At 67.7% G+C, this 23,981-nt stretch carries 22 protein-coding genes; 13 read left to right on the forward strand and 9 right to left on the reverse strand.

Going from position 1 to position 23,981, the window contains the following annotated elements:
* On the forward strand, positions 1-490 hold a 490-nt coding region (locus TR33_RS17825; protein WP_042284279.1), incomplete at its 5' end, for an IS5 family transposase.
* A 362-nt stretch (positions 491-852) separates the two neighbouring features.
* Here TR33_RS17825 and TR33_RS17830 read toward each other — a convergent pair.
* A complete protein-coding gene (locus tag TR33_RS17830; RefSeq protein WP_014909542.1) occupies positions 853-1,047 on the reverse strand; it encodes a type II toxin-antitoxin system VapB family antitoxin in 195 nt (64 codons plus the stop codon).
* A 104-nt stretch (positions 1,048-1,151) separates the two neighbouring features.
* A complete protein-coding gene (locus tag TR33_RS17835; RefSeq protein WP_042284282.1) occupies positions 1,152-1,682 on the reverse strand; it encodes a DinB family protein in 531 nt (176 codons plus the stop codon).
* Positions 1,683-1,834: 152 nt separating this feature from the next.
* Between TR33_RS17835 and TR33_RS17840 the strand changes: the two genes are divergently transcribed.
* Entirely contained in the window at positions 1,835-2,602 is a 768-nt protein-coding gene (locus tag TR33_RS17840) for an alpha/beta fold hydrolase (RefSeq protein ID WP_014912709.1), read from the forward strand.
* Positions 2,603-2,636: 34 nt separating this feature from the next.
* Here TR33_RS17840 and TR33_RS17845 read toward each other — a convergent pair whose 3' ends face one another.
* Positions 2,637-3,080, reverse strand: a complete 444-nt coding sequence (locus TR33_RS17845; RefSeq protein ID WP_014908197.1) for a VOC family protein — start codon at positions 3,078-3,080, stop codon at positions 2,637-2,639.
* A 252-nt stretch (positions 3,081-3,332) separates the two neighbouring features.
* Between TR33_RS17845 and TR33_RS17850 the strand changes: the two genes are divergently transcribed.
* The 3 genes from TR33_RS17850 to TR33_RS17860 are packed head-to-tail and all read left to right on the forward strand — an operon-like array spanning position 3,333 to position 5,414.
* Complete coding sequence (locus TR33_RS17850; protein ID WP_042284284.1) at positions 3,333-4,301, forward strand: ABC transporter ATP-binding protein; 969 nt, start codon at positions 3,333-3,335, stop codon at positions 4,299-4,301.
* Positions 4,298-5,155, forward strand: a complete 858-nt coding sequence (locus TR33_RS17855; protein ID WP_014909133.1) for an ABC transporter permease — start codon at positions 4,298-4,300, stop codon at positions 5,153-5,155. The genes TR33_RS17850 and TR33_RS17855 overlap by 4 nt, the downstream gene beginning before the upstream one ends.
* Positions 5,145-5,414, forward strand: a complete 270-nt coding sequence (locus TR33_RS17860; protein WP_014911179.1) for a helix-turn-helix transcriptional regulator — start codon at positions 5,145-5,147, stop codon at positions 5,412-5,414. Before TR33_RS17855 ends, TR33_RS17860 begins: the two co-directional genes overlap by 11 nt.
* Before the next feature lie 93 nt (positions 5,415-5,507).
* Here the strand turns inward: TR33_RS17860 and TR33_RS17865 are convergent, their stop codons facing one another.
* Positions 5,508-6,173, reverse strand: a complete 666-nt coding sequence (locus TR33_RS17865) for a class II aldolase/adducin family protein (RefSeq protein WP_042284286.1) — start codon at positions 6,171-6,173, stop codon at positions 5,508-5,510.
* A gap of 315 nt (positions 6,174-6,488) precedes the next feature.
* Here TR33_RS17865 and TR33_RS17870 point away from each other — a divergent pair, with 315 nt between their 5' ends.
* The 7 genes from TR33_RS17870 to TR33_RS17900 all read left to right on the forward strand — a co-directional run bounded on the left by TR33_RS17870 (position 6,489) and on the right by TR33_RS17900 (position 16,295).
* Positions 6,489-8,015, forward strand: coding sequence for an aldehyde dehydrogenase family protein (locus tag TR33_RS17870; RefSeq protein WP_017533014.1), 1,527 nt, complete (start codon positions 6,489-6,491; stop codon positions 8,013-8,015).
* 173 nt (positions 8,016-8,188) lie between these two features.
* Entirely contained in the window at positions 8,189-9,766 is a 1,578-nt protein-coding gene (locus TR33_RS17875) for a GMC family oxidoreductase (protein WP_017533015.1), read from the forward strand.
* The gene (locus TR33_RS17880; RefSeq protein ID WP_017533016.1) at positions 9,763-10,929 is read left to right on the forward strand and encodes a quaternary amine ABC transporter ATP-binding protein; all 1,167 of its coding nucleotides are present in this window, start codon (positions 9,763-9,765) and stop codon (positions 10,927-10,929) included. The genes TR33_RS17875 and TR33_RS17880 overlap by 4 nt, the downstream gene beginning before the upstream one ends.
* Before the next feature lies 1 nt (position 10,930).
* Positions 10,931-12,892 (forward strand): ABC transporter permease, encoded by a 1,962-nt coding sequence (locus TR33_RS17885; RefSeq protein ID WP_042284289.1) that lies wholly within the window; start codon positions 10,931-10,933, stop codon positions 12,890-12,892.
* The gene (locus TR33_RS17890; RefSeq protein ID WP_026124709.1) at positions 12,885-13,856 is read left to right on the forward strand and encodes a glycine betaine ABC transporter substrate-binding protein; all 972 of its coding nucleotides are present in this window, start codon (positions 12,885-12,887) and stop codon (positions 13,854-13,856) included. Before TR33_RS17885 ends, TR33_RS17890 begins: the two co-directional genes overlap by 8 nt.
* Before the next feature lie 139 nt (positions 13,857-13,995).
* The gene (locus TR33_RS17895; RefSeq protein WP_042284290.1) at positions 13,996-15,876 is read left to right on the forward strand and encodes an endonuclease/exonuclease/phosphatase family protein; all 1,881 of its coding nucleotides are present in this window, start codon (positions 13,996-13,998) and stop codon (positions 15,874-15,876) included.
* 98 nt (positions 15,877-15,974) lie between these two features.
* The gene (locus TR33_RS17900; protein WP_042284292.1) at positions 15,975-16,295 is read left to right on the forward strand and encodes a helix-turn-helix domain-containing protein; all 321 of its coding nucleotides are present in this window, start codon (positions 15,975-15,977) and stop codon (positions 16,293-16,295) included.
* A 64-nt stretch (positions 16,296-16,359) separates the two neighbouring features.
* Here the strand turns inward: TR33_RS17900 and TR33_RS17905 are convergent, their stop codons facing one another.
* Positions 16,360-16,608 carry a membrane protein gene (locus tag TR33_RS17905; protein ID WP_014908460.1) on the reverse strand — a complete coding sequence of 83 codons (249 nt, stop codon included), beginning with the start codon at positions 16,606-16,608 and terminating at the stop codon, positions 16,360-16,362.
* A 174-nt stretch (positions 16,609-16,782) separates the two neighbouring features.
* On the opposite strand from TR33_RS17905, the gene TR33_RS17910 reads away from it, so the two are divergent.
* Positions 16,783-17,343: a hypothetical protein gene (locus TR33_RS17910; RefSeq protein WP_017533022.1), complete on the forward strand. Its 561-nt coding sequence runs from the start codon at positions 16,783-16,785 to the stop codon at positions 17,341-17,343.
* Positions 17,344-17,418: 75 nt separating this feature from the next.
* On the opposite strand, the gene TR33_RS17915 is transcribed toward TR33_RS17910, so the two are convergent.
* From TR33_RS17915 to purL, 4 genes are all read right to left on the reverse strand, one after another.
* A complete protein-coding gene (locus tag TR33_RS17915; RefSeq protein ID WP_052358188.1) occupies positions 17,419-18,597 on the reverse strand; it encodes a PQQ-binding-like beta-propeller repeat protein in 1,179 nt (392 codons plus the stop codon).
* A 140-nt stretch (positions 18,598-18,737) separates the two neighbouring features.
* Positions 18,738-21,146, reverse strand: coding sequence for a TPR repeat domain-containing protein (locus TR33_RS17920; protein WP_159068797.1), 2,409 nt, complete (start codon positions 21,144-21,146; stop codon positions 18,738-18,740).
* A gap of 18 nt (positions 21,147-21,164) precedes the next feature.
* Positions 21,165-21,515: a hypothetical protein gene (locus TR33_RS17925; protein ID WP_042284300.1), complete on the reverse strand. Its 351-nt coding sequence runs from the start codon at positions 21,513-21,515 to the stop codon at positions 21,165-21,167.
* Positions 21,516-21,677: 162 nt separating this feature from the next.
* The gene (gene purL, locus TR33_RS17930) at positions 21,678-23,972 is read right to left on the reverse strand and encodes a phosphoribosylformylglycinamidine synthase subunit PurL (RefSeq protein WP_042284303.1); all 2,295 of its coding nucleotides are present in this window, start codon (positions 23,970-23,972) and stop codon (positions 21,678-21,680) included.
* Between the last annotated feature and the right edge of the window lie 9 nt (positions 23,973-23,981).

Below are 23,981 nucleotides of genomic sequence, written 5' to 3' on the forward strand. Positions count from 1 at the left end.
ATCCGCGCCAAGAGAGGGGGAGAAGACAGGGCCAAACCCCACCGACCGGGGTAAACCCGGTTCCAAGCTCCATCTGCTGTGCGACAACCAAGGGCTGCCGCTGACCTGCGCGATCTCCGCGGCCAACGTCAACGACGGCGAAGCGCTCAAACCCCTGGTGCGAGGCATCCCCGCGGTGCGCTCACGCCGAGGACCCCGCAGGCGACGCCCCGCCAAGCTGCACGGCGACAAGGCCTACCACTCCCGCGACCGGCGCCGCTGGCTGCGCGAACGCCAGATCGGCGTGCGCATCGCCCGCCCCGGCGTCGAGTCGTCCCAGCGACTGGGCAGGCACCGGTACAAGGTCGAGCGCTCCATCGCCTGGCTGGGCTCTTACCGCAGACTGAACGTGCGCTGGGAACGCAAGGCCTCCAACTTCCTGGCCATGCTCGGCATCGCCTGCATCCTCATCTGCTACAAGCATCTGGCCAAGCACAGCGAGGACTTTTGAGATGAGCTCTAAGTGATTTCTCGTGACGGAGGGTTGTTCTTCGTGGTCGTGGTGGGTACTGTTTCTATCAACGCGGAACGACAAGGTCGCTTCCGCGGAGAGACCTTCCAGGCCGCGACTCCAGGGGGGAGGAGTCGTGGGCCGCTTCCCAGAGCGGGGGTCGCCTCCGTACTTTGAGGGGGGATGCGGAGGCGACCCTCGCCACCTCGTAACGGGGGCGTTCTCACCGAAGGGTGAGGGCGCCCCCGTCGCCTTTCCCGTGGTCTCGTCCGCCTCGTGCGCGAAAGTCCGTCCGAGGGACGACGGGCGCCCCGGCCGAAGAGGCTTCGACCGGGGCGCCGTCTTTCCGGGGGCGTCCGCCGTCAGTCCTCCGGGGCCCGACGTTTGGCGGCGGCCTCCGCCCGGTTGCGCTCGTGCATCGTCTCGGCCCGGCTCCGGTGGCGGGCCGCGTAGACCCGCAGGGCCAGGTTGACCGCCTCGTCCTCGCTCCGGGCCCCGGAGAACCGTATGGTCTCCCGGAGGGCCTCGTCGTCGATGTCGATCCAGGTCGGGCTCACTCCGCGCTCCTCGGGCTCTCGGGGGTGGGACGACCCCATCGTCCCGCACGCGGAGGGTGACGAGCGCGCTACGGAGAAAAGCGACCCGGGCGTGTCGCGGGTGGTCAGCCCATGGTCTTCTGCCCGTCCAGGGACTCCCGGACGATGTCCGCGTGACCACAGTGCTGTGAGATCTCACGGAGCATGTGCAGCAGGACGTCGCGCGCGGTCCAGGAGACCCCCTTCTCGAACCAGGGGGCCTCCGGAAGCGGGTGCGAGACCTCCAGGTCGGGGAGCGAACGCACGTACTCCTCGGTGGCCCGGGCGGTCTCCGCGTAGTCGGCCAGGATCCCCTCCAGGGTCTCGCCTTCGAGGAGTCGGAAACCGTTCTCGTGCTTCTCGAAGGTCTCGGGGTCCTCATAGTCGACCTCGACGGGTCCGTCCTGGATGAACGCGATCCAGGAGCGTTCGACCTCGTTCAGGTGCTTGACGATCCCGGCCAGGTGCAGGGAGCTGTCCGTGGTGCACCGGGTGGCCCGCTCCTCGTCGAGGCCCTGGAGAGTGGTGAGCAGGAACTCGCGCTGCCGGGCGAGGAACGTCAGGAGCGCCTCCCGCTCGACGTCGATGGTGCCGTTCACGCTGCTGTTCGTCGTCATGGTGGTTCCTTCACAGCTCGCCGTCTCGGATGCCTCGACACTAGAGAGCGTGGCGGTCGATTCCCGTCCTCCACTCCACGCGGGCCCTGGAACCTTCTGGCCCTCCCGAAAGCACTACGGATAACCTGGCGTTCCGGCGACCCGGAGGTTCCATGGCTCTGATTCCGCTCCAGTACCGACTCGACGGCCCCGCCCACGCCCCCGTGGTCCTGCTGGTACCGCCGTTCGGCACGACGATGTCGGTCTGGGAACCACAGCTTCCCGAGCTCACCCGCGACCGGCGGGTCCTTCGGGTCAACCATCGGGGCCACGGACTCTCGCCGACGCCGGAGGGGCCCTACTCCGTCGAGGGTCTGGCCTTGGACGTGCTGGGGCTCTTGGGAGAACTGGGCTTCGGTCGGGTGGCGGCGGTCGGGGCCGGTTTCGGATCCTCGCTCCTGCTGTGGATCGCGGCCAACTCCCCCCGTTCCCTGGACCGGCTCGTGCTGCTGGCGTCCGCGTCGCGCACCCCGCCCATGCACCACTGGGCCCGGGTCGCCGACCGGGCGCGTGAAGGTGGGATGGAGGCGGTGGTCGAGGAGGTGACCCTGCCCTGGTTCACCCCCGGCTTCACGGCCGACGCCCCCGAGGTGGCGGCTCTGCTCACCGATGAGCTCCGCGGGGTCGACCCGGTCGCCTACGCGTCGCTCTGTGACGCGATCGTCCATATGGATCAGCGCGACCTGGTCTCCGGTGTGCGGGTTCCGACCATGGTGCTCTCCGCCGCGCACGACCCCCTGCTCCCACCCGGGCATGGGCGCAGACTGGCCGACGGGATCGCCGATTCCCGGTTCGAGGTGGTATCCGGGGCGGCGCACCTTCTCGGTGTGGAACGCGCCGACCGGGTCAACGAGCTGCTGAGGGAGTACGTGGCCTCCTGAACGGCCGCGTTCCGGTCGGCCCGGGTCGGGCGGCTCAGCCCTCGGAGGACTCCATGTCCCGCACGGGTTCGTCCAACTCGACCATGGGGATCAGGGGCCGGTTGATCTCCAGGAGGTAGCCGTCCGGGTCGCGGAAGTGCGCGGCCCGGATGCCCCAGGCGGTCCAGTCCCGGGGCTCCATCACCTGGCGGGCCCCGCCGGCGGTCAGCCGCGCGGCCTCCTCGTCCACGTCGTCGACCTCGAAGATCACCGCGAGTCGATCCTGGTGGGGCAGTTCGGGGTCGGCCGTGTCGGTCTCCAACGCCTCGGCCATGACCTCGCGCTGGTTGAGGGCCAGGCGGGTCCCCGAGCGCACATCGAATTCGGCGTACCTGCTCTTCTCGTCGCCCCAGAGCACCGGGAGTCCGAGGACGTCGGAGTAGAAGTGGAAGCAGGCCTCGTAGTCGTTCACGAGAAGCCGGATGTAACTACAGCGCATGGGAGCCTCCTGCCGTGCGGGTGGGTGGTCGGCACCATTGTCATGTCCGAGAGTGGCGGATTCCCGGCTATCCGTACCCGCATCCCGGGTGGCCGAATGTGGTCACGTCCTTTCATTCCCCCATCGACCTGCGTGGACGGGTCCGGTTCTCTCTGATCTTCGCATGTGCTCGCCAACAGCGGCTGTACTCATAGATGTAGTACTCCTACTATCAAAAGAAGAAGAGATCCTATGGATAGGAGGAGGTGCGCTATGGGAACACCGGTCACACGACGGTCCGAGGCCCTGGCCGCCGGAGTCGACGCGGAGATCGTCCTGCGCGTCGAGGACCTGCGGATGAACTACGGGAGGAAGGAGGTCCTCAAGGGGATCGACCTCACCGCCCGGCGCGGCGAGATCATCACGCTCCTGGGTCCGAACGGGGCCGGGAAGACCACCACTCTGGAGGTCCTGGAGGGCTTCCGGCGCCGCTCCTCCGGGAAGGTCGACGTCCTCGGTTCCGACCCGGAACACGGGGACGAGGCCTGGCGGGCGAGGTCGGGCGTGGTCCTCCAGTCCTGGCGCGACCACGGCGCCTGGAAGGTCCGCGACCTGCTCCACCACTTCGGTCGCTTCCACGCCCCCTACTCCACCCCCGACCGGATCCGCCCCTACGACACGGACACGCTGCTGGCCCTGGTCGGCCTCACCGAGCACGCGGGGCAGCGGATCAAACACCTCTCCGGTGGACAGCGGCGGCGCCTGGACGTGGCGATCGGCGTGGTCGGTCGTCCCGAGATCCTCTTCCTCGACGAACCCACCGCGGGCTTCGACCCGAAGGCCCGTCAGGCGTTCCACGACCTGCTCTTCCGGCTGGTCGACGAGGAGGACACCACGATCCTGCTCACCACCCACGACCTGGACGAGGCCGCGAAGCTCTCCGACCGCGTGCTCCTCCTCGCGGGCGGCAGGATCGTCACCGAGGGCAGCCCCGACGAACTGGCCGCCTCGGTGGCCGGGGACAGCGAGGTCACCTGGACCGTCGACGGGCGGCGTCACGTGCACGGCACGGACGCCCCGGCCCGGCACATCGCGGAACTGTACGCGGTGCACGGCGACGGGATCACCGACCTGAAGGTCACCCGGACGTCCCTGGAGGACGTGTACATGACCATGGTCCGGCGGTACGAGAGCGGGGACGCGGAGGTCGCCCCCGCCGACCTCGACGAGGAGAACCGATGAACCCCACTCTCAACGCGGTCCGCGCCGGTCTCTCCCGCGGTCGGATCGAGTACGGACTGTCCTTCCGCAACGGTCAGGAGCTGTTCGGCTACCTGTACATGCCGTGCCTGTTCCTGGGGTTGGCCCTCATCTTCCAGACGATGGGTCTGGGGGAGGGCGAGGTCCAGATGCCCGGGGCGTTCGTCCTCAGCGGCGGGTTGGCCTTCTCTCTGACGATCCTCGGTATCGCCACCGTCCTACAGACCCTGGCGAGTGAACGTGAGGACGGGACGCTACTGCGTGCCAAGGCCGTCCCCCGCGGGCTTTTGGGCTACACCGTGGCCAAGTCCACGCACATCGCGGCCGTGGCCGTCACGATGGCGCTTCTCACGGTGGTGCCGGGGCTGCTGTTCGTCGACGACTTCGGTTTCGAGCGGTGGACCGATGTGCTGGTGCTGCTCTGGGTGTGCGTCCTCGGGGTGCTCGCCCTCGCGCCCATCGGCGCGATCATCGGCGCTCTGGTCGGAAACGCCCGAACGGGTGTCTCTCTGGCGATGCTGCCCACCGTCGTCGTCCTGATGTTCTCCGGCCTGGTCATGCCCTTGACGCTCATGCCCGACTGGATGTTGGACATCGGCCGTCTCCTGCCGGTGTACTGGCTCGGCCTGGGGCTTCGCGCCGCCCTCCTGCCGGACTCCTACGCGGCCTTCGAACTCGCGGGTTCGTGGGAGTTGCCGTTGGTCGCCGGTGTCCTGGCAGGCTGGGCGGTGGTCGGACTCCTCCTCGCACAGTGGGTGCTGCGGAGGATGGCCCGGAAACAGTCGGGGTCGAGGGTCCAGGAAGCCCGGGAGAAGGCGATGAAGCGTGCCTGGTGAGAAGAGCGTCGGTCGCCGTGACAAGGCGTCCACCGAGATCATCCACAACCGGATCGCGATGCTGCGGGCCGAACGCGGGGTCTCCCGTCGGCAGCTGGCGGAGGCCCTGGGCGTCCACTATCAGACCGTCGGCTACCTGGAGCGGGGCGAGTACAGTCCGAGCCTCCACCTGGCGCTGCGGATCTCCCGCTACTTCGAGGTCCCCGTGGAGGTCGTCTTCTCCATCGAGCCCTTCCCCCGTATCGGCCACCGACCGTAGATCCCCCGACCCGACCGGAACGAGGGGTCGGCCTTCACGGGAACGGGGCCCGCGACATCGTCGCGGGCCCCGTGGGCTTCGGTGGGGGAGGAACTAGAGGAAGGGGTCGGGTCCGGCCCAGCCGTAGGTGTCGCGGTGACGGATCTCGGCGAGCTCCTCCTCGGACAGCACGCGCGGTTCGCCGACCTGACGGGCGCGCAGGTAGGTGCCACTGAGCCAGTCGAGCAGCCGCAGGTTCTCCAGGGCGTGCTCCAGGTTCCGGCCGAGGGCGAGACCTCCGTGGCCGGCCAACAGGGCGGCGTCGCGCCCCTTGAGGGCCTTGACCGCCTGGTCGGAGATGTCGCCGGTGCCGTAAGGGGCGTAGGGGGTGACGGCGACGGCGCCGCCCAGACCGGCGGCGCGGTGGTGGATGGGAGGGAGCTCGACCAGCACGGTCGACACGGCCACGGTGTCGGTGGTGAAGGCGTTGACGACCGCGCCGACGTCGCGACCGTGTTCGGCCGCGTCGCGGTGGACGGCCAGGTGGAGGGTGGCCTCGGCGGCGGGGTCGCGCCGTCCTTCCAGCACACGGTCGTCCAGGGACATGACGGGGCAGTCACCGGGGCCGAGCTGTTCCAGGGGGATTCCGTGCGGGGTGACGACCACGAGGTCCCCGCTGCGAACGCTGATGGTGCCCGCCTCGCCGGGCGCGGTGCCGGGGTGTCGGGCGATGGACCGGGCCGTCAGGCAGACGTCGCGACGTTCTTGTTCGAGCAGCATGCGTTCCTCGATCGGGTTCGCGGTCGGCACTCCAAGGGGTGCCCCGGATGAGCGGGACGAACCGACTTAGGTACACCTAAATGTACGTCAAAGTCTCGTTCCGGTATTCCCCAGTGCGGTGTGTTCCAAGACCGTGAGCGCGGGGTGGGACGTAGGTCTGTCCTCGAAGGGCCGGTGATACAGACCACCAAGGGGTGTCCCATAGTCCACCGGTCGGCGTTTCGCCTGATCAGTGATGCCTATGGCAACGTTGGGGTGAGTGTGACTTATGAGACGAGGCAGTTTGTGACTACCGATCTTGGGCAAAAGGGATCCGTGAAGCACCCTTACGTAACCCTGCCGTCCGCGCCGTACCTGGCAGAGCCCGGTTCGGCCACCGCCACCAGCCTCTACATCGACGGTGAGTGGCGAGCGGCGAAGAACGGGCGGGTCCGGGAGATCCTGGACCCCGCCGACGCCTCCGTCCTGACCATCGTCAGCGAGGGCGGAAGAGCGGACACCGAGGCGGCCATCGCCGCGGCCCGACGCGCCTTCGACACCGGTGAATGGCGTCGTACCTCCGCGGACGAACGCGGACGCGTCCTCGAGAAGATCGCCGACCTGCTCCAGCGCGACCGTGAAGAGATCGCGATCATGGAGTCGTTCGACACCGGCAAGACCATCGAGGAAGGCGGGATCGACGTCGACGACGTCACCAATGTCTTCCGCTACTACGCCGGTCTCGCCGACAAGGACGCGGGCCGTCTGGTCTCCGCGCCCGAGGGCGTCCACAGCAAGATCGTCTACGAGCCCGTCGGTGTCTGCGGCATGATCACGCCGTGGAACTACCCGCTGCTCCAGCTCGCCTGGAAGATGGCCCCGGCGATCGCCGCCGGCAACACCATGGTGATCAAGCCCAGTGAGGTCACCCCGGTGACCACCGCCAAGCTGGTGGAGCTGTCCACCGAGGCGGGCATCCCCGCCGGTGTGGTCAACCTGGTGATGGGCAGCGGCCCCGACGCGGGCGCGCCCCTGTCCGAGCACCCCGACGTCGACCTGGTCTCCTTCACCGGTGGCCTTGTCACCGGGCGCCGGATCATGGCGGCCGCCTCCGAGACGGTCAAGAAGATCGCCCTGGAACTGGGCGGGAAGAACCCGAACATCATCTTCCCCGACGTCGACCTGGACACGGCCGTGGACTACGCGCTCAGCGCCGCGTTCTTCCACTCCGGCCAGGTGTGCTCGGCCGGCGCGCGACTCATCGTGCACAACGACATCCACGACGCCTTCACCACCGAGCTGGCCCGCCGCGCCGAGGCCATCCGGATCGGCCGAGGCCAGGACGAGGGCGTGCGTTGCGGGCCCCTGGTCTCCGCCGAGCACCGGGCCAAGGTCGAGAAGGCCGTGGCCCGAGGCGTGGAGGAGGGCGCGCGGGTGATCGCCGGAGGCAGGCGCCCCGACGACCCCGAGCTCCAGGACGGCTACTTCTACCGTCCCACCGTGTTCGTGGACTGCGACCGCGCCATGGACATCGTGCAGACCGAGGTGTTCGGTCCGGTCGTGACCGTCGAACGCTTCGAGACCGAGGCCCAGGCGATCGAGCTGGGCAACGACACCGACTACGGCCTCTCCGGCGGCGTATGGACCGACGACACCGCCCGTGGCGAGCGTGTGGCGGCCGCCCTGCGCCACGGCACCGTCTGGATCAACGACTACGGGCCCTACTTCCCGGGTGCGGAGTGGGGCGGCTTCGGTCGTAGCGGCGTCGGCCGCGAGCTCGGCCTGGCCGGTCTCGACGAATATCGCGAGGCCAAGCACATCTATCGGAACCTGGCTCCCGAACCGCAGCGCTGGTTCGGCTGACCTTCCCAGGCCCCGGGGTTCGAACGATCCCGGGGCCCCGCCCGTTCGGGGGCACGAGCGCTTCCGCCGTGCCCTCGGCCGGGCCTTTCCACGAGAAGAAGAGACACCCGACGCAGCACAGGTCGGTTTCCCCCGACGCCCCCCATGCGTGACACAACGAGAGGAACCGGGTCGTGTCCAACGAAGAGACCGTGTACGACTACGTCATCGTCGGTGGTGGCACCGCGGGTTCGGTGATCGCCAACCGGCTCACCGAGGACCCCGGCACCACCGTCTGCGTGATCGAGGGCGGACCCGACGACCGGAACCTGGAGCACGTGCTCCGACTCCGCGACTGGCTGAGCGTCCTGGACGGTGAACTCGACTACGGGTACACCACCACCGAGCAGCCCAACGGCAACTCGCACATCCTGCACTCGCGCGCCCGGGTCCTGGGCGGCTGCTCCTCGCACAACACCCTGATCAGCTTCCGGCCGTTCGCCGAGGACCTCGACGAGTGGGTCGCCGCCGGCGCCGAGGGCTGGGACAACGCCACCGTGCAGTCCTACGCCGACCGGATCAAGTGCAACATCATCCCGATCGCCGAGAAGGACCGCAACGACATGGTCAAGGACTGGGTGTCCTCGGCCTCGGAGGCGGCGAACGTTCCGGTGATCGAGGACTTCAACGCCCTCACCTCGCACGGCGACGGTTTCTCCGGTGGCGCGGGCTTCCTGTCCATCGCCTACGACCCCTACACCGGCTACCGCTCCTCGGCCTCGGTCGCCTACATGCACCCGATCATGGACGTGCGCGAGAACCTCACCGTACTGCTGGAGACCTGGGTCGGACGGATCCTCTTCGACGGCGACCGCGCCACCGGGGTCACCGCCACCACCAAGGACGGCGAGCGGATCACCGTCAAGGCCCGTCACGAGGTCATCGTGTCGGCCGGCGCGATCGACAGCCCCCGACTGCTGATGCTGTCCGGTGTCGGCAACGCCGAGGAGCTGGGCGCCCTGGGCATCGAGTCGCAGCACGACCTGCCGGGTGTGGGGGAGAACCTCCAGGACCACCCGGAGTCGATCATCATGTGGGAGACCACCCGTCGGATCCCCGAGAACACCGTGATGGACTCCGACGCGGCCCTGTTCGTGCGACGTCACGAAGGCGACGACCCGCGCCCGGACCTGATGTTCCACATCTACCAGATCCCCTTCGACGACAACACGAAGCGGCTGGGCTACGACTCGCCCGAGGACGGTTACGCGGTCTGCATGACCCCGAACATCCCCCGGTCCCGCTCCCGAGGCAGGCTCTACCTCACCAGTGGCGACCCCGAGGCCAAGCCCGCCCTCGACTTCCGCTACTTCACCGACCCGGAGGGCTACGACGAGCAGACCATCGTGGACGGCCTGAAGATCGCCCGCGAGGTCGCCGAGACCGAGCCGTTCAAGTCCTGGATCAAGCGCGAGGTCGCCCCCGGGCCGAAGGTCCGGACCGACGAGGAGCTCTCCGAGTACGGCCGTCGCGCCGCGCACACCGTCTACCACCCGGCGGGCACCTGCCGTATGGGCGCCGTCGACGACGACGCGGCCGTGGTCGACCCCCGCCTGCGCGTGCGTGGGCTGAAGGGGCTGCGCGTGGCCGACGCCTCGGTGTTCCCGACCCTGCCCACCCCGAACCCGATGGTCATGGTGCTCGCGCTCGGGGAGCGCGCCGCCGACCTGATCCGCGAGGATCGGCGGGCCGAGGAAGGTGAGGCCCGATGAGCGCGCAGACCGCCGAGGAGAGCACGCCCCCGGGCGCCACGGACGTCACCTTCTCCGTCCGCAACCTGTGGAAGATCTTCGGTAAGAACGCCGACAACGTCATCGGCACCGAACTGGAGCGGGCCGACCGCGACCGCATCAAGGAGGAGACCGGCTGCACCGTCGCGGTGCGCGACGTCTCCTTCGACGTGCGCCCAGGAGAGACCTTCGTGGTCATGGGGCTGTCGGGGTCCGGCAAGTCCACGCTCATCCGCTGTCTGACCCGCCTGATCGAGCCCACCTCGGGTTCGGTCCTGCTCGACGGCGAGGACATCGGGGACGCCTCCGACCAGCGTCTGCGCGAGCTGCGTCGGCGCAAGATGGCGATGGTCTTCCAGCATTTCGGACTCCTGCCCAACCGCAAGATCATCGACAACGTCGCCTACGGGCTGGAGGTGCGCGGAATGCCGCGCGCCGAACGCTACGAGCGGGCCCGCGAGATGATCGAGATGGTCGGCCTGAGCGGATACGAGAGCTCCCGTCCCGGCCAGCTCTCTGGAGGTATGCAGCAGCGCGTGGGCCTGGCCCGCGCCCTCGCCGTCGACCCGCAGGTGCTGCTGTTCGACGAGCCGTTCAGCGCGCTGGACCCGCTGATCCGCCGCGACATGCAGAACGAGGTCGTCCGGCTCCAGAAGGAGCTGAACAAGACCTCCGTCTTCATCACCCACGACCTTCAGGAGGCGCTCAAGCTGGGCGACCGCATCGCGATCATGCGCAGCGGAGAGATCGTCCAGGTGGGCACCCCCGAAGAGGTGGTCGGTCGTCCGGTCAACTCCTACGTCGCCGACTTCACCTCCGACGTGGCCCGCACGACCGTGCTCACCGCCCGATGGCTGGTCCGCGACGCCTACCCGGAGGAGCGCACCGACGGCCCGACCACCGAACCCGGCACCGTCCTGGCGGAGGTCCTGCCGATGCTCGCCGCGAGCACCGCCCCGGTCCGGGTCGTGGAGGGCGACACCCTCCTCGGCTACGTGGGCCGCGACGACGTACTGCGCGCCATCGCGGAGGATCAGCTGGAGGGCTCCGAGCAGGTCGACGCGATCGTCGAGGAGACGGTGGAGGAGATCTCCGACGACGTCGTCGACCCCGGGGGCGCCGCCTCGACGGGGAACGGTGGGTGACATGGCCACGGTGACCGAACCCGCCGGCACCAAGGAGGCCGGCACGGAGAACACGGGGGACGGCGACGGCGGGCTTCTGCGCAGGAGCTGGTTTCAGGCCCTGCTGGTGGTCGTGGTGCTGATCCTGGGCTACCAGCTGACCCGCCTGATGGGCTCCCCGTCCTGGGCGGGCGGTTTCCCGGGCGCCACCGGCAGCGCCTTCATGGCCTGGCTCGACGGTGTCTACGCCTGGATCGTCGCCAACCGCAACGACAGCCCGCTGTTCCTCTACTTCTTCAACTACATCTCCGTGGGCCTCGGGTCGGCCGTCGTGCTGATCAACCAGGTCCTGAACACGTTCACCTGGCTCGGCGTGACCGTCATCGGCGTGCTCGCCTCCTGGCGGGTCGCGGGATGGCGGGTGGCCCTGCTGGTCCTCGCCACCTTCGCGGTGTTCGCGCTGACCGGGCTGTGGAACGAGTCGATGACGACGTTGTCGCTCATCATCACCTCGGTGTTCATCGCCCTGCTGTTCGGTATCCCGCTCGGCATCCTGGCCGGTCGGAGCGAGGGGTTCTACCGGGCGATCCGTCCGGTGCTGGACTTCATGCAGATCATGCCGGCCTTCGCCTACCTGCTGCCGTTCGTGCTGCTCTTCGGCATCGGTAACGCGTCGGCCGCCGTGGTGACCGCCGTCTACGCGCTCCCGCCGGTCGTACGGATCACCGCGTTGGGCATCCGCGAGGTGAACAAGGGCGCCATCGAGGCGACGACCTCGTTGGGCTCCACCCCGTGGCAGATCCTCACCAAGGTGCAGCTGCCGCTGGCCAAGCGCACCATCCTGTTGGGCGTCAACCAGACCATCATGCTCGCGGTCTCCATGGTCGTCATCGCCTCGGTCATCGGAGCGGGCGGTCTCGGCGACGCCATCTATCAGGCGCTGTCCAAGATCAACGTCGGTCAGGCGTTCCAGGCGGGTCTGGCGATCGTCATGCTCGCCATCGCCATGGATCGGGTCACCGGCGCGGTCGGCCACGGAGCGCACACACCGCGGATCGAAGCACGTTATCGGCTGCCGCTCTTGGGCGGCATGCTCGCCGCGGCCGTCGCGGCGATGGTCGTGGGCCGTCTCCTCGACCTGGGAGGCTGGCCGCGCGACCTGTCGCTCCGGATCGACATCCCGGTGAACGCCTTCGACAAGGCGATCGAGGCGGCGATCGGCCCGGCCGCCGCCGCTCTGGGCTCCTGGACACAGAGCTGGATCCTCGGACCGCTCGACAACCTGCTCAGCGGATCGCCGTGGTGGTTGGTGACGCTCGCCGCCGCCGCGCTCGGGCTGATCTTCGCGGGCAGGCGGGTCGCGGTGATCTCCGCGCTCTGCTTCATCGCGATCGGCCTCCTGGGTGTGTGGGACAACGCCATGGCCACGCTCTCCCAGGTGCTGGTGGCCACGGTGGTCACCATCGCGCTGGGCGTGGTCCTCGGTGTCCTGATGTCGCGCAACGACTTGGTCGCCGTGGTGTTCCGCCCCGTGCTCGACTTCATGCAGACCCTGCCGCCGTTCGTCTACCTGATCCCGGCGGTGGCCCTGCTCGGACTGGGCCCCGTGCCCGCTCTGGCGGCCGCGGTCATCTTCGCCCTGCCCCCGGTGATCAGGTTGGTGAACGACGGTATCCGCGGGGTGCCCGAGGGCACCCTCGAAGCCGCCGTCTCCCAGGGCTCCACGAAGTGGCAGCTGCTCACCAAGGTGGAGCTGCCCATGGCGCGCGGCTCCCTGCTGTTGGCGGTCAACCAGGGCATCATCCTGGTCCTGTCCATGGTGGTGATGGGCGCCCTCGTCGGCGCCGGCGCGCTCGGTAACGACGTCGTCCTCGGGCTGGCGCAGAACGAGCTGGGCCTGGGTATCGCCGCGGGCCTGGCGATCGTGTTCCTGGGTCTGTTCCTGGACCGGGTGACGCAGGGAAGGAGGGCACCCCGTGCCTAGGTTTCTGAAGAGGGGCGTCCTGCTCCGGTCGCTCGCCGTGGGGTTGGCCCTGGTGATGGTGAGCTCCTGCGCGGTGCGCACCGATCAGATCGCCCGCGACCCCAACACCGTCCGGATCGCCGTGAACGGCTGGGTGGGCTACGAGGCCAGCGCCGAGGTACTGGCCAACATCCTGCGGGAGGAGATGGGCTATGAGGTCCAGCTCATCCGCGTGGACGAACAGCCCTCCTGGCAGGCGCTCGATCAGGGCGTCATGGACGTGATCGTGGAGAACTGGGGCCACGAGGAGCTGTTCGAGCTGTACGGACCCGACGGCAACGGCACCGCCGTGGACGGCGGTCCCAACGGCAACGAGGGTGTGATCGGCTGGTACGTCCCCGCCTACCTCGCGGAGGAGTACCCGGAGATCACCACCCTGGAGGGTCTGAAGGCCAACACCGACCTGTTCCGGACGGCCCAGACGGGCGACAAGGGCGAGTTCCTGGCCGGAGCCCCCGGGTTCGTCAGCCAGGACCAGGGGATGATCAACGCCTTCGACCTCGACCTCGAGATCGTCTACGCCGGGTCGGAGGCCGCGCAGATCACCGAGGTGCGGCGCCGTTACGCCAACGAGGAGCCGGTGCTCTTCTACTTCTACGACCCGCAGTGGTTCCAGGAGGAGGTGGACCTGGTCAAGGTCGACTTCCCCGACTATCACGAAGGTTGCGACGCCGACCTGGACGACGTTCCCTGTGACTACCCGGTCTACGACCTGAACAAGATCTTCAGGGCCGGTTTCGTGGAGGAGGACGACTACGCGTACCGCTTCCTCGACAACTGGAAGTGGACCAACTCGCAGCAGAACGAGGTCGCGCAGATGATCGCCGACCAGGGGATCTCTCCGCCCGAGGCGGCCGAGATCTGGGTGAGCGAGAACCGCGACGTGTGGGAGAAGTGGCTTCCGGAAGGCCACGAGACCCGCTGACGCGTGGACGACGGGTGGGGGCGGCGACCGGTGTGGTCGCCGCCCCCACCCGTGCCCGGGGTCTTCGCCCTTGCCACGGGCCGGGGGAGAAGGTGAGAATCCTTCGGGAACCTCGCCTGCCCCCACAGAGCGGAGCACCATGCGTCAGGGACGCCTCGCCACACTCCTCGGAACCGTCCTGCTGCTGGACGTGCTCCGGGTCTTCCTCCCCTCGCTCATCACCCTCTTCGGGCAGGCGGGCTCGACCGGCCCCGAGGTCATGGGCGCCTACGCCCTCGCCTGGTTCCTGCTCCCCTTCCCCGCCGTACTCCTGACCCGGTGGGTGCCGCCCGCCACCCTCGCCCTGGTCACGGCGGGCCTCCTCGTGGTCGGTCGGATCGCGCTCCAGGCCACCGAGGGAGGAGACCCCCAGCTCTACCTGTCCTCGGCCCTCGTGGGGCTGGGCGTCGTCTGGCTGACCTGCGTCGTGGCCGCCACCGCCACCGACGGTCGAACGAACGCGCACGAGGTGATGATCGGCGTGGTCGCCGGTACGGCCGCCTCGTCCGTCGCGCACACGGCACTCGGCACCGTCGATCCGCTCTGGCGCGAGGGCGTCCTCGTCTGGACCGGGGTCGTGGTCGTGTGCGCGGCCTTCCTCGCCGCGTCCCTGTGGACCCTGCGGGCCGAGGCGGGAGAACCCGCCCCCGTCGGCCCCCGCGCCTGGCTCTCCCTGGGGCCGCTGCTCTTCCTGACCGGCCTCTACACCGCCAACCCGGCCGTGGCCCGCACCCTCGCCGAGACCCCCTACGCGTCGGTCGTGATCGCGGTCGTCGCGGTCCTGTCCGTCGCCGTCACCGCCCGACCCCGCGCCTTCGTCCCGGGCCCCCTCGTCCCCTTGACCTTGATGCTCGTGGTCCTGACGGCGTTGTCGCTCGTGTCCTCACTCGACGGCGACGTGCCCGGAGTGCCGCCCACCTGGACCTGGGCGCTCCTCGTCCCGGGACAGCTCGCCCTGGCCGCCTGCGCCGGGCTGGCGGTGTCCCGCCCCGCCCCTGGGGCCACCGCGGCGCGCACCGGGGCCCTCGCCGCCTCGGGGCTCCTGCTCTTCGTCGTCCTGGTGTTCGCCTTCTACGCCGCCTACGACCTGCACATCCCCAACACGTACGTACCGTTCCTCGCTCTGCTCCTCCTCGCCGCGGCGCTCCCGCTCCGCCCCGGAACGGACACGACCCCACCGGCCCGGACCATGCCCGGGGCCGCCGGCGCCGCCGCCCTCGCCCTGGCCGTCACGCTCGCACCCCTCTTCGTCCGAGCCGAGACCACCCCCGCCGAACCCGGCTCCGACGGCCTACGGGTGGCCGCCTACAACGTGCGCATGGGGTTCGGCATGGACGGACGCCTGTCCACCGCCGAACAGGCCGAGACCCTGCGCGCTCTGGACGCCGACGTCATCGCGCTCGGCGAGGTGGACCGGGGCTGGCTGCTCAACGGAGGTCACGACCACCTGTCGGCGCTCGCCGAACACCTGGGCATGACCGCCTACTGGGGGCCCGCCGACGGCCCGTTCTGGGGAGACGCCCTGCTCACCGACCTTTCGGTCACCGAGGTGCGCGGCCACACCCTTCCCGCGAGCGGACCCACCGGCGCCCAGGCTCTGGAGGCGACCCTGACCTGGCGGGGCGCCGATGTCACGGTGATCGCCACCCACCTGCAACCCGAGGGCTACGACCTGGCCGACCCGAGCTCCCGAGCCCAACTGGCCGCCCTCATGGAGATCGCCGAGACCGCCCACGGCCGCGGCACGCCCGTGGTGGTCGCGGGCGACCTCAACCTCGAACCCGAGGACCTGCCCTTGGGGGAGACCCTCCACGACGCCTTCGCCGACGCGCGCCCCTTTCCCACCATGGTCGCCGCCGCCCGCTCCGACCAGCAGATCGACCACATCCTGGTCACCGACGACTGGAGGCCGAGCGACCCCGCCGCCCCGGACGTGCCCCACTCCGACCATCGCCCCATCGCCATCACCCTCCACCCCTGACGGTGACGGAGCAGGGTTCTCCCGATATCCCCGAACAGGGGCTTTAGGATCTTCTCGAACCCTGCACCGCATGGGGAACGGCGAGAGGCGGACGAGGCATGAGCATGGGCCGAAGCCAGCGTGACAGCGGCCATCTGGAGAAGGCCGTCGAGACCTCTGGCGGGGTGGAGCGGTTCGAGGCCGAGGTCGCCCGTCTCCAAGACCAGGCCAGGGCTTGGCGTCTGGTCGAGATGCGGAGGCATCGAGGGCTGGGGCAGGCCGAGGTGGCGCGTCGGATGGGGGTCTCGGTCTCCAGGGTCTCCCAGATCGAATCCGGTGACATTTCGACCCGCGACGTCCTCGACCGCTACGTCACGGCCTTGGGCGGAACGCTCGTCCTGGTGGCCGACTTCGGGGACGAGCAGCTGAAGGTCGGCTGAGCAGGAGGGGTGGGAGGCCGGAGCGGCTCCGGCCTCTACCGTCCTCTTCATCCGACGGTGTGGATCAGTGCTGGGGGCGCTCGTAGTGGAGCCGCCGGTTCACCCAGTAGACGTTCACACAGGCGGCGACGAAGCCCGCGCCGAGGAGCACCGCCAGCCAGAGCTGGTCGGTCCAGAGCACGGCGGCGATGGTGCCCAACAGGAGTACCAGGGCCCCGAACACCGCCAGGACCCGCCGGAAACCCAGGGCGCTGGCCGGGCGGTCATGGCTGCCGAGCGCGCCCTTCAAGCTGCCACGTCTGGCGCGTTCCATCTTCCTCCACCTCCTCCTAGTAGTCCTACCCCAGTGGGACCGGGTCCTTCCTCCGGGGTGCCCTTCAGGCAGGGGCCGTTAACGCGCACGGCGGGGGAGGGGCGGTGCGCGGTGGGTCCGTCTCCTTCAACAGAATGGGGTGGACCTTCCGACCATCGCCCCCGAAGGAGCAGCTTGTCCCGCCACCCGGGCCGCGGGCCCGCCTTCTCGATCATCGCTCTGTCGATCGTCCTGGCTCTGGCAGGTTGCTCCTCCGCCGAACCCGAGCCCCCACCGGACACCGAGTACGCCTCCGAACTCGTCTCGGTCTTCTGGGTCGAACGTCAGGTGCGGGTGGTCACCCTGGATCGGATGATCGACGAAGTGGGATCGGACGAGGTGCTCGTGAACATGGGTGGTGCCCGTGAGCTCCTGTTCGACCAAGGGATCATCGTCCCCGAAGGAGGGGGTGACGCGGACGTGGACTGGGAGGCCGGCTACCAGGACGGTGACCTGGAGGGGTACGTCGTCGAGCTCGACGAGGACGCCTGGGACACCATGGTCGGCTTCAACCGGATCGACAGCGCCCTGAACGACGCCATGCACCACAACGAGGTCACCTGGTGCGGGGACACCGTCACCGGCGAGGAGTTCGTCGACGCCTACATGGACGAGCACCAGGGGGCCTTCGACACCCACGACGCCTACGAGGCGAGCGTCGCCGACCACGTCGACTGCGGCGACGGAAGGATCTGACCCGCCCCGAGGACGGAGAGACCCGCGCCCGCCCGAGGGACTCGGGCCGGCGCGGGCGGGTTCATTCGTAGGTGCTCACCTGAGCGCCACGACGCCCTCGATGGCGTCGATGCCGGCCCCGCGTTCCACCGGGACATAGGCGATGACCGACCCGGGCACGGAGAGCAGCCGACCGGGATCGAGACTGCTCGCCGTGGCGGTGGTGGTCGCGGTGATGACGTCCTCCGCGCCCTCGTCGTCCCAGGGGGTCACCACGACGTCGATCGCGTCCTCGTCGGAGCCGCGTTCCATGTCGATGGTGAGCAGGTGGTCGGGCAACCCGACGGCGGTCTCCGGTGTGTCTCCGGAGAAGCGCCCGTCGGGAAGGGTGACCGAGGAGAGCACCTCTCCGTCGAAGGTCCGCAGCTCGTGGCTCGGATCCTCCGCCAGGTGATCCGGACCGGCGAGGTAGGTGCCGTCCCCGAGCTCCAACACCGGTTTCGGGGACTCGGCGAGGACCTCACCATCGGCGGGGTCGATGATCGTCCACCCCTCCTCACCCGGAAGGTCGGCCACCAGGCGGCCCTGGAGGAGCTTCGCCTCCGCCAGGCCTCGGCCCTCGGTGTCCTCGGCCTCCCGACGCCAAAGTTCCTCGCCGTCCTTCGGGTCCAACGCCACCAGGGCGTTCACCGTGTCGGGGGCGGGAACGCGGAGCGCGTCCTCGGAGGTGTCCTCCGAACAGTGCAGGAGCAGGACGATCGCCTCGGGGAAGGAGAGCGTGGTGATCGTCCGGGAGGGTCCGCCTTCGGAGCAGGTGAGGGACTCCTCCTGCCGCCAGAGGGAGGCTCCGGTCTCCAGGTCGGTCACCTCGTGGAGGGCTTCGGTGGCCTCGCCTTCACGGTGGAACAGGAGCTCGCCGTCCAGAAGACGACCCGCGCCGTTCCAGTCGAGGTCCCGGGCCGCGGCCTCCCCGGTAGAGGTGTCCAGTAGCAGGGCGGGCTCGTTCGAGGCCGAGACGAGGACGCGTTCCCCCGAAGGAGAGAAGGAGGCGGAGAACCCCTCCGCCTCGGGCGTCTGGTAACGCCACAGTTCGTCGCCGGTGTCGCCGCGCAGGCCGACCAGTCCGTCCGTCAGTTCGATGATGGTCCCGGTCGGTCCCGCGTGCACCTTCGAGACACGCTCGCCCTCGCCGGGACTCCACTCCCAACCGACCTCGCTCACCGAGACCACGGCCTCGGGTGTCGTCGGCGACCCATCGGACACCCGGTGGATCACGTCTGTAGCGGAGAAAGGGTTCTCCTCAGGAGAGGAACAGGCCGATACGGTCAGTGTCAGGCAGAGAGCGGACACCGATATTCTTAGAGCATTTTTTTCGTTCATGTTCCATTGTGTATCGATCATTCGGTCTTCACCGATCAGGTCCTCGAGTCCAGAGCTTCTCTCCCGAGGTCATAATGCTCGCCGAAGCCTTCGACTACACTGCCTCCGAGCTCATTTTCCGCGTCAGGCCACTTTTCGTCCCGGAGTTCTTTCAAAATGCTGTCGGCGGCGTCTTGGTAAGCTTCTGCATCGAACTCTTCATCCTCGTTCAGCCAGCGATGTGGATCCAGGCTGATTTCTCCTGTGTTGGGATCTCGGAGGTATTCGACATCTTCTCCGAATTCGTACTCACCTGAGTTTTCCACGGCGATCGCAGCATGAATGTTGGCTCGGTTATTCAGTGCGATGGGTGAGAAATCAGAGCTTGTGTCACGCTGTATGTCGATGCTGTCCATCGAAAGCACTTCCTTGAAGCCCTGCTTCATGACTTCACTGATGGTGCTGACTCCAGGGACAGGAATCTCGTTGAAGATGGCTGCGGCCATATCGACAGAGTTGTTGTTTACCTGGTTCTTGTAGTCGATGGCCTTGTTGGTATTATTGACTCGATTTTCGTGCTCGTTGTCGATGGCCTTGTCGATAAGGGAATTGAAGATCCCGGATGCTCGGGCCTCCGCGTGGTCGGGTGGGTAGTCACCGAAATATGTGGCTGCGGCCTCTTCTGTGCGGAAGAAGGAGGCGGTTTTCAGGCGGGATGCGGCTTCTTCGCTACCCACGATATACTCGGCGAAGGCGAGGCGTGTCATGGGGTCGATTTCAAGGTTCCCCTCGCCGCGGTATCTATTCTCCACCGAGTTGAGGGTCGGATCGTCTCCCCCGGCACCATCGATGTTGAAGCCGATGGTGCTTTCCATGGCTTCGATATTGTTCAGGAAGAGATCTGCGAAGGAATCCGCGATTTCAGGGTTCAAGTGGGTAAAGGATACGTTTTCCCAGGTGACATCGTTCGCTTTGTCCTCGACATCGTGACCGGTCTCACCGAGCTTTTCCTGCATCTCTGGAGTGGTGATGGTCTCCAAGAGCGCGAGGAAGGCCTCGGACCCTCGATCGACCTTATCCTGATCATCGCTGTTCTGGAAGTGCTCGATCCAGTTGGTCACGCTGCTCACAGCGGCTCCGTCATCGGACCAATCGCGAGTGTAGATGCTTCCGAGAAAGGACTCCGGAGTGACGTTTTTATGGTTATCGTGGTGAGAGTATTCCTCTCCAGAGAAATCATTCCCTGTCAACATGATGTAGTTGGCCTCGGGGTTGCGGGCGGCTACACCGATGATGTCCTGGTAGGCCTCCTGGTCCGGTTCGCCTCCGTAGAAGTCGGCAAAATGGATGTTGGTCGCGGTCGTCGCCAAAAGGCTGGTGGAGAACTCAGTTCCCCCCACCAGGCCAGGCCCAGAGGAATCGAGAAATTCAGCAAGTGTGGAAAATTGGGAACCCCAGGCCCGGTAGGCGGACATATAGTCTTGAGGATCCTTGCCGTCGATGACGGCTTGCGGGTCGAACTTCTCGGGCCCCAGGGCGACTTCCCGAACATCCGATGGGAGACGGTCCATGCCGCCGCCGAGGGCTTCGTTGGACAGCCCTAGCATTCCATTGGCGAGGTTTCGAGTGAGATCGTCTCGTAGTGTGGGATCCAGTTCACTTTCGCCGATTTTCTCGACGAATGCGAGAAACTCACCCTCGTCTCCACCGAGAGAGCCGTAAAGACGTTCCAGGAACTCGAGCTCACCTTCGCTGAGTTCGGTGCCCTGATCCTTGGCTGTCAAGGAGCGGTGCACGACCGAGGTCAGGAGGGCGAGGGCCATCGGGTGGTCCTCGAGGAACTCTATGGCGTCCTCGTCGCCATTGATGGCAGCCTCAATTTGCAGAGCCAGCTCATCGGCCTCGTCGCCCTCAATGTGGTAGTAGTCCACATTGCCAGTGGTGTAGTAGCCGATCTGGCCGAGGTATCCTGCCTCTACCAGGGTTCGAATGTTCTCCGCGGTCGGCCCTTCGGCCAGTTGGTCCTCTGACGCTTGGCAGCGCTTCTCCAGCTCTTTCCAGGCCTCATCGGCATCATCGTTCTTCTGTTTGAGTAGAGAGTCGCGCAGTTCTTGATCGAGCTCTTCGTCGCCGGTCGAGATCATTCCGCTCTGAGTGGAGAGCATCATTTTGATCTTGTCGATCTCGTCCTCGTACCAGTCGACGTCGGTGATCACCTTCTCGATAACTCCGAAGGCATGGATGCATGCCATGAGGGCGCTGCTCCACGCTTCCTCGTTCTCCTGAGCGGTGGAGCGCAACTCGGCCGAGATCATTCCACTGAAGTGGTCCGATACGGGCTCGGTGATCGTGTTGTACTCGCTCGATCGTCCACTGATCTTTGCGTGTAGATCTTCAAAGGAAGCCTGATCGTCTGCGAGTTTTCCGGTGTCTATTTCACATTTTTCGTAACTGAGTTCGGGCAACGCGATTTCCTTGGGGGGCTACTGCTGGGGGAGGGGGCCGGTGTGGTTGACCGGACGCATGGGCATGTCCGTACTGTTGTACACGTCCTCGCTTTCAGCATCGGTGCTCGAGACCTCTTCGGCACCACTCTGAATGTTGCCCGCGAGGGTCAAGGCGTGTTCTTTCACTTTTTCCATGTGGCTGGAGTGTGCTTCGCTGAAGACATCCCAGTTCTCGACCCCGGGGGCTTTGGACATTCTCTCTCCGACCCCGAGGGCCAGATCCTCGAAGTCGGCAGGGAGGTCCCTCAGTTGAGCAGCCGCCTCTTCTGAAGCAGTGCCGCCACTGTGGGCATCGTCGACATTGACTTCGAGCTCATCCGCGCTCATCAATCCACCCCTTTCAGAGTATTTTATTTCACTTTTGTTTCGTCGACATGTGAGGAATGATTTTACTAGGGTCGGGTGATATTCCGGGCTGTCGGGGGCAGGAGACATCCGGACATGCGGAAGGGGGCACCCCTATAGGAGTGCCCCCTCGGTCGTTCGGTTCTACACGCCGTCCATCAGGGCGGGCAGGGCCGCCTCGTAGGAGGAGCGCAGGTCGTCGAGACCGACCTCCACGGCACCGCCCGGGTGCTCGACCACGAGGGCGTCGCCGCCGACGGTGCCGATCCGCCGGAGCGGAACGCCGTGCTCGGCGGCCAGGGCCGTGAACGCCTCCGCCTGCTCGGGGCCGACCGAGACGATCGCGCGCGCGGCCGACTCGCTGAACAGTTCGGTGAACACGTCCTCGGTGACCTCGACCCGGATGCCCCGGCCACCGCGCAGCGCGGACTCGGACAGCGCGACACCCAGGCCGCCGTCGGACAGGTCGTGCGCGGCCGTGGCCAGGCCCCGCTCGGCGGCGGTGGCCAGGACCTCGCCCAGCGCGGCCTCGGCGGCCAGGTCCACCTCGGGCGGCAGCCCGCCCAGGTGCTCGTGCACCACGTCGGCCCAGGCCGAGCCGCCGAACTCGGGGCGGGTCTCGCCGAGCAGGAACACGTGGGCGCCGTCGGCGTCGAAGCCCGAACGCAGACGGGCGTTGACGTCGTCGATGACACCGAGCACGCCGATGACCGGGGTGGGGTTGATCGCCACGTCACCGGTCTGGTTGTAGAAGCTGACGTTGCCGCCGGTCACGGGGGTGCCGAGCTGCTTGCAGGCGTCGGCCAGACCGCGGGTGGCCTCGGCGAACTGCCACATGACCCCGGGGTCCTCGGGGGAACCGAAGTTGAGACAGTTGGTGACGGCCAGCGGGCGGGCGCCGGTGGCGGCGACGTTGCGGTAGGCCTCGGCGTAGGCCAGGCGGGTGCCCGTGTAGGGGTCGAGTCGGGTGAAGCGGCCGTTGCCGTCGGTGGCCAGGGCCACGCCCCGGTCGGAGTCGTCGGCGATGCGGATCATGCCGGAGTCGTGCGGGGTGGACACGACGGTGTCGCCGCGCACGTAGCTGTCGTACTGGCCGGTGACCCAGGTCGGGTCGCCCACACCGGGGGCTCCGAGCACGCGCAGGAGCTGTTCGCGCAGTTCGGTGTCGTCCTTCGGGCGGGGCAGCGCGGCGGCGTCGTCGGACTGGAGGGCGTCCTGCGAGTCCGGGCGCGCGTAGGGGCGCTCGTAGACGGGGCCCTCGTCGGAGGCGGTCCGCGGCGGCATGTCCACGACGGTCTCGCCGTGCCAGGTCATCACGAGGCGGCCACCGCGTTCGGCCTCCTCGGGGGTCACGTCGGTGACCTCGCCGATCTCGGTGGCGAGGATGCCCCACTTGTCGCAGACGGCCAGGAAGGCGTCCATCTTGGCGGGTTCGACGATCGCCATCATGCGCTCCTGCGACTCGCTCATGAGGATCTCCTCAGGCGTGAGCCGGTGGTCGCGCAGCGGGACCCGGTCGAGCTGGATCCGCATTCCACCGGTGCCTCCGGCGGCCAGCTCGGTGGTGGCGCAGGAGACGCCGGCGGCGCCCAGGTCCTGGATGCCCACCACCATGTCCTCGGCGTACAGCTCCAGGCTGCATTCGATGAGGAGCTTCTCCATGAACGGGTCGCCGACCTGGACGCTGGGCCGCTTGGCGTGCGACTCGTCGTCGAAGGTGGCGCTGGCCAGCACCGAGGCACCGCCGATGCCGTCGGGGCCGGTGGTGGAACCGAACAGGACCACCTTGTTGCCGGGGCCGGGGGCCTGGGCGAGCTTGATGTCCTCGTGCTTCATGACGCCCACGCACAGGGCGTTGACCAGCGGGTTGCCGATGTAACCGGGACCGAAGCCGATCTCACCGCCGATGTTGGGCAGGCCCAGGCAGTTCCCGTAGAAGGAGATGCCCGAGACGACGCCGGGCAGGACCCGCTTGGTGTCGTCGGCGTCTGCGGGGCCGAAGCGCAGGGCGTCCATCACCGCGACGGGGCGGGCTCCCATGGTGAGGATGTCGCGGACGATGCCGCCCACGCCGGTGGCCGCGCCCTGGTGCGGTTCCACGTAGGAGGGGTGGTTGTGCGACTCGATCTTGAAGGTGACGGCGTTGCCCTCACCGACGTCGACGACGCCCGCGTTCTCGCCCATGCCCACCAGCAGGGCGTCGCTTTCGGGGGCCTTCTCCCCGAACTGGCGCAGGTGCACCTTGGAGGACTTGTAGGAGCAGTGCTCGCTCCACATGACCGAGTAGATCGCCAGCTCGGCCGCGGTGGGTCGGCGGCCCAGGATCTCGCGGACCCGCTCGTACTCGTCCTTGGCCATGCCCAGTTCGGCGTACGGCTGAGGGGTGTCCGGGGTGTCGTGCGCCGTGGCGACGGTGTCGAGGCCGGGTACTTCAGACATGCGGTGGTT

It is taken from the genome of Nocardiopsis alba, from assembly GCF_000710955.1.
Classification (GTDB): Bacteria; Actinomycetota; Actinomycetes; order Streptosporangiales; family Streptosporangiaceae; genus Nocardiopsis; species Nocardiopsis alba.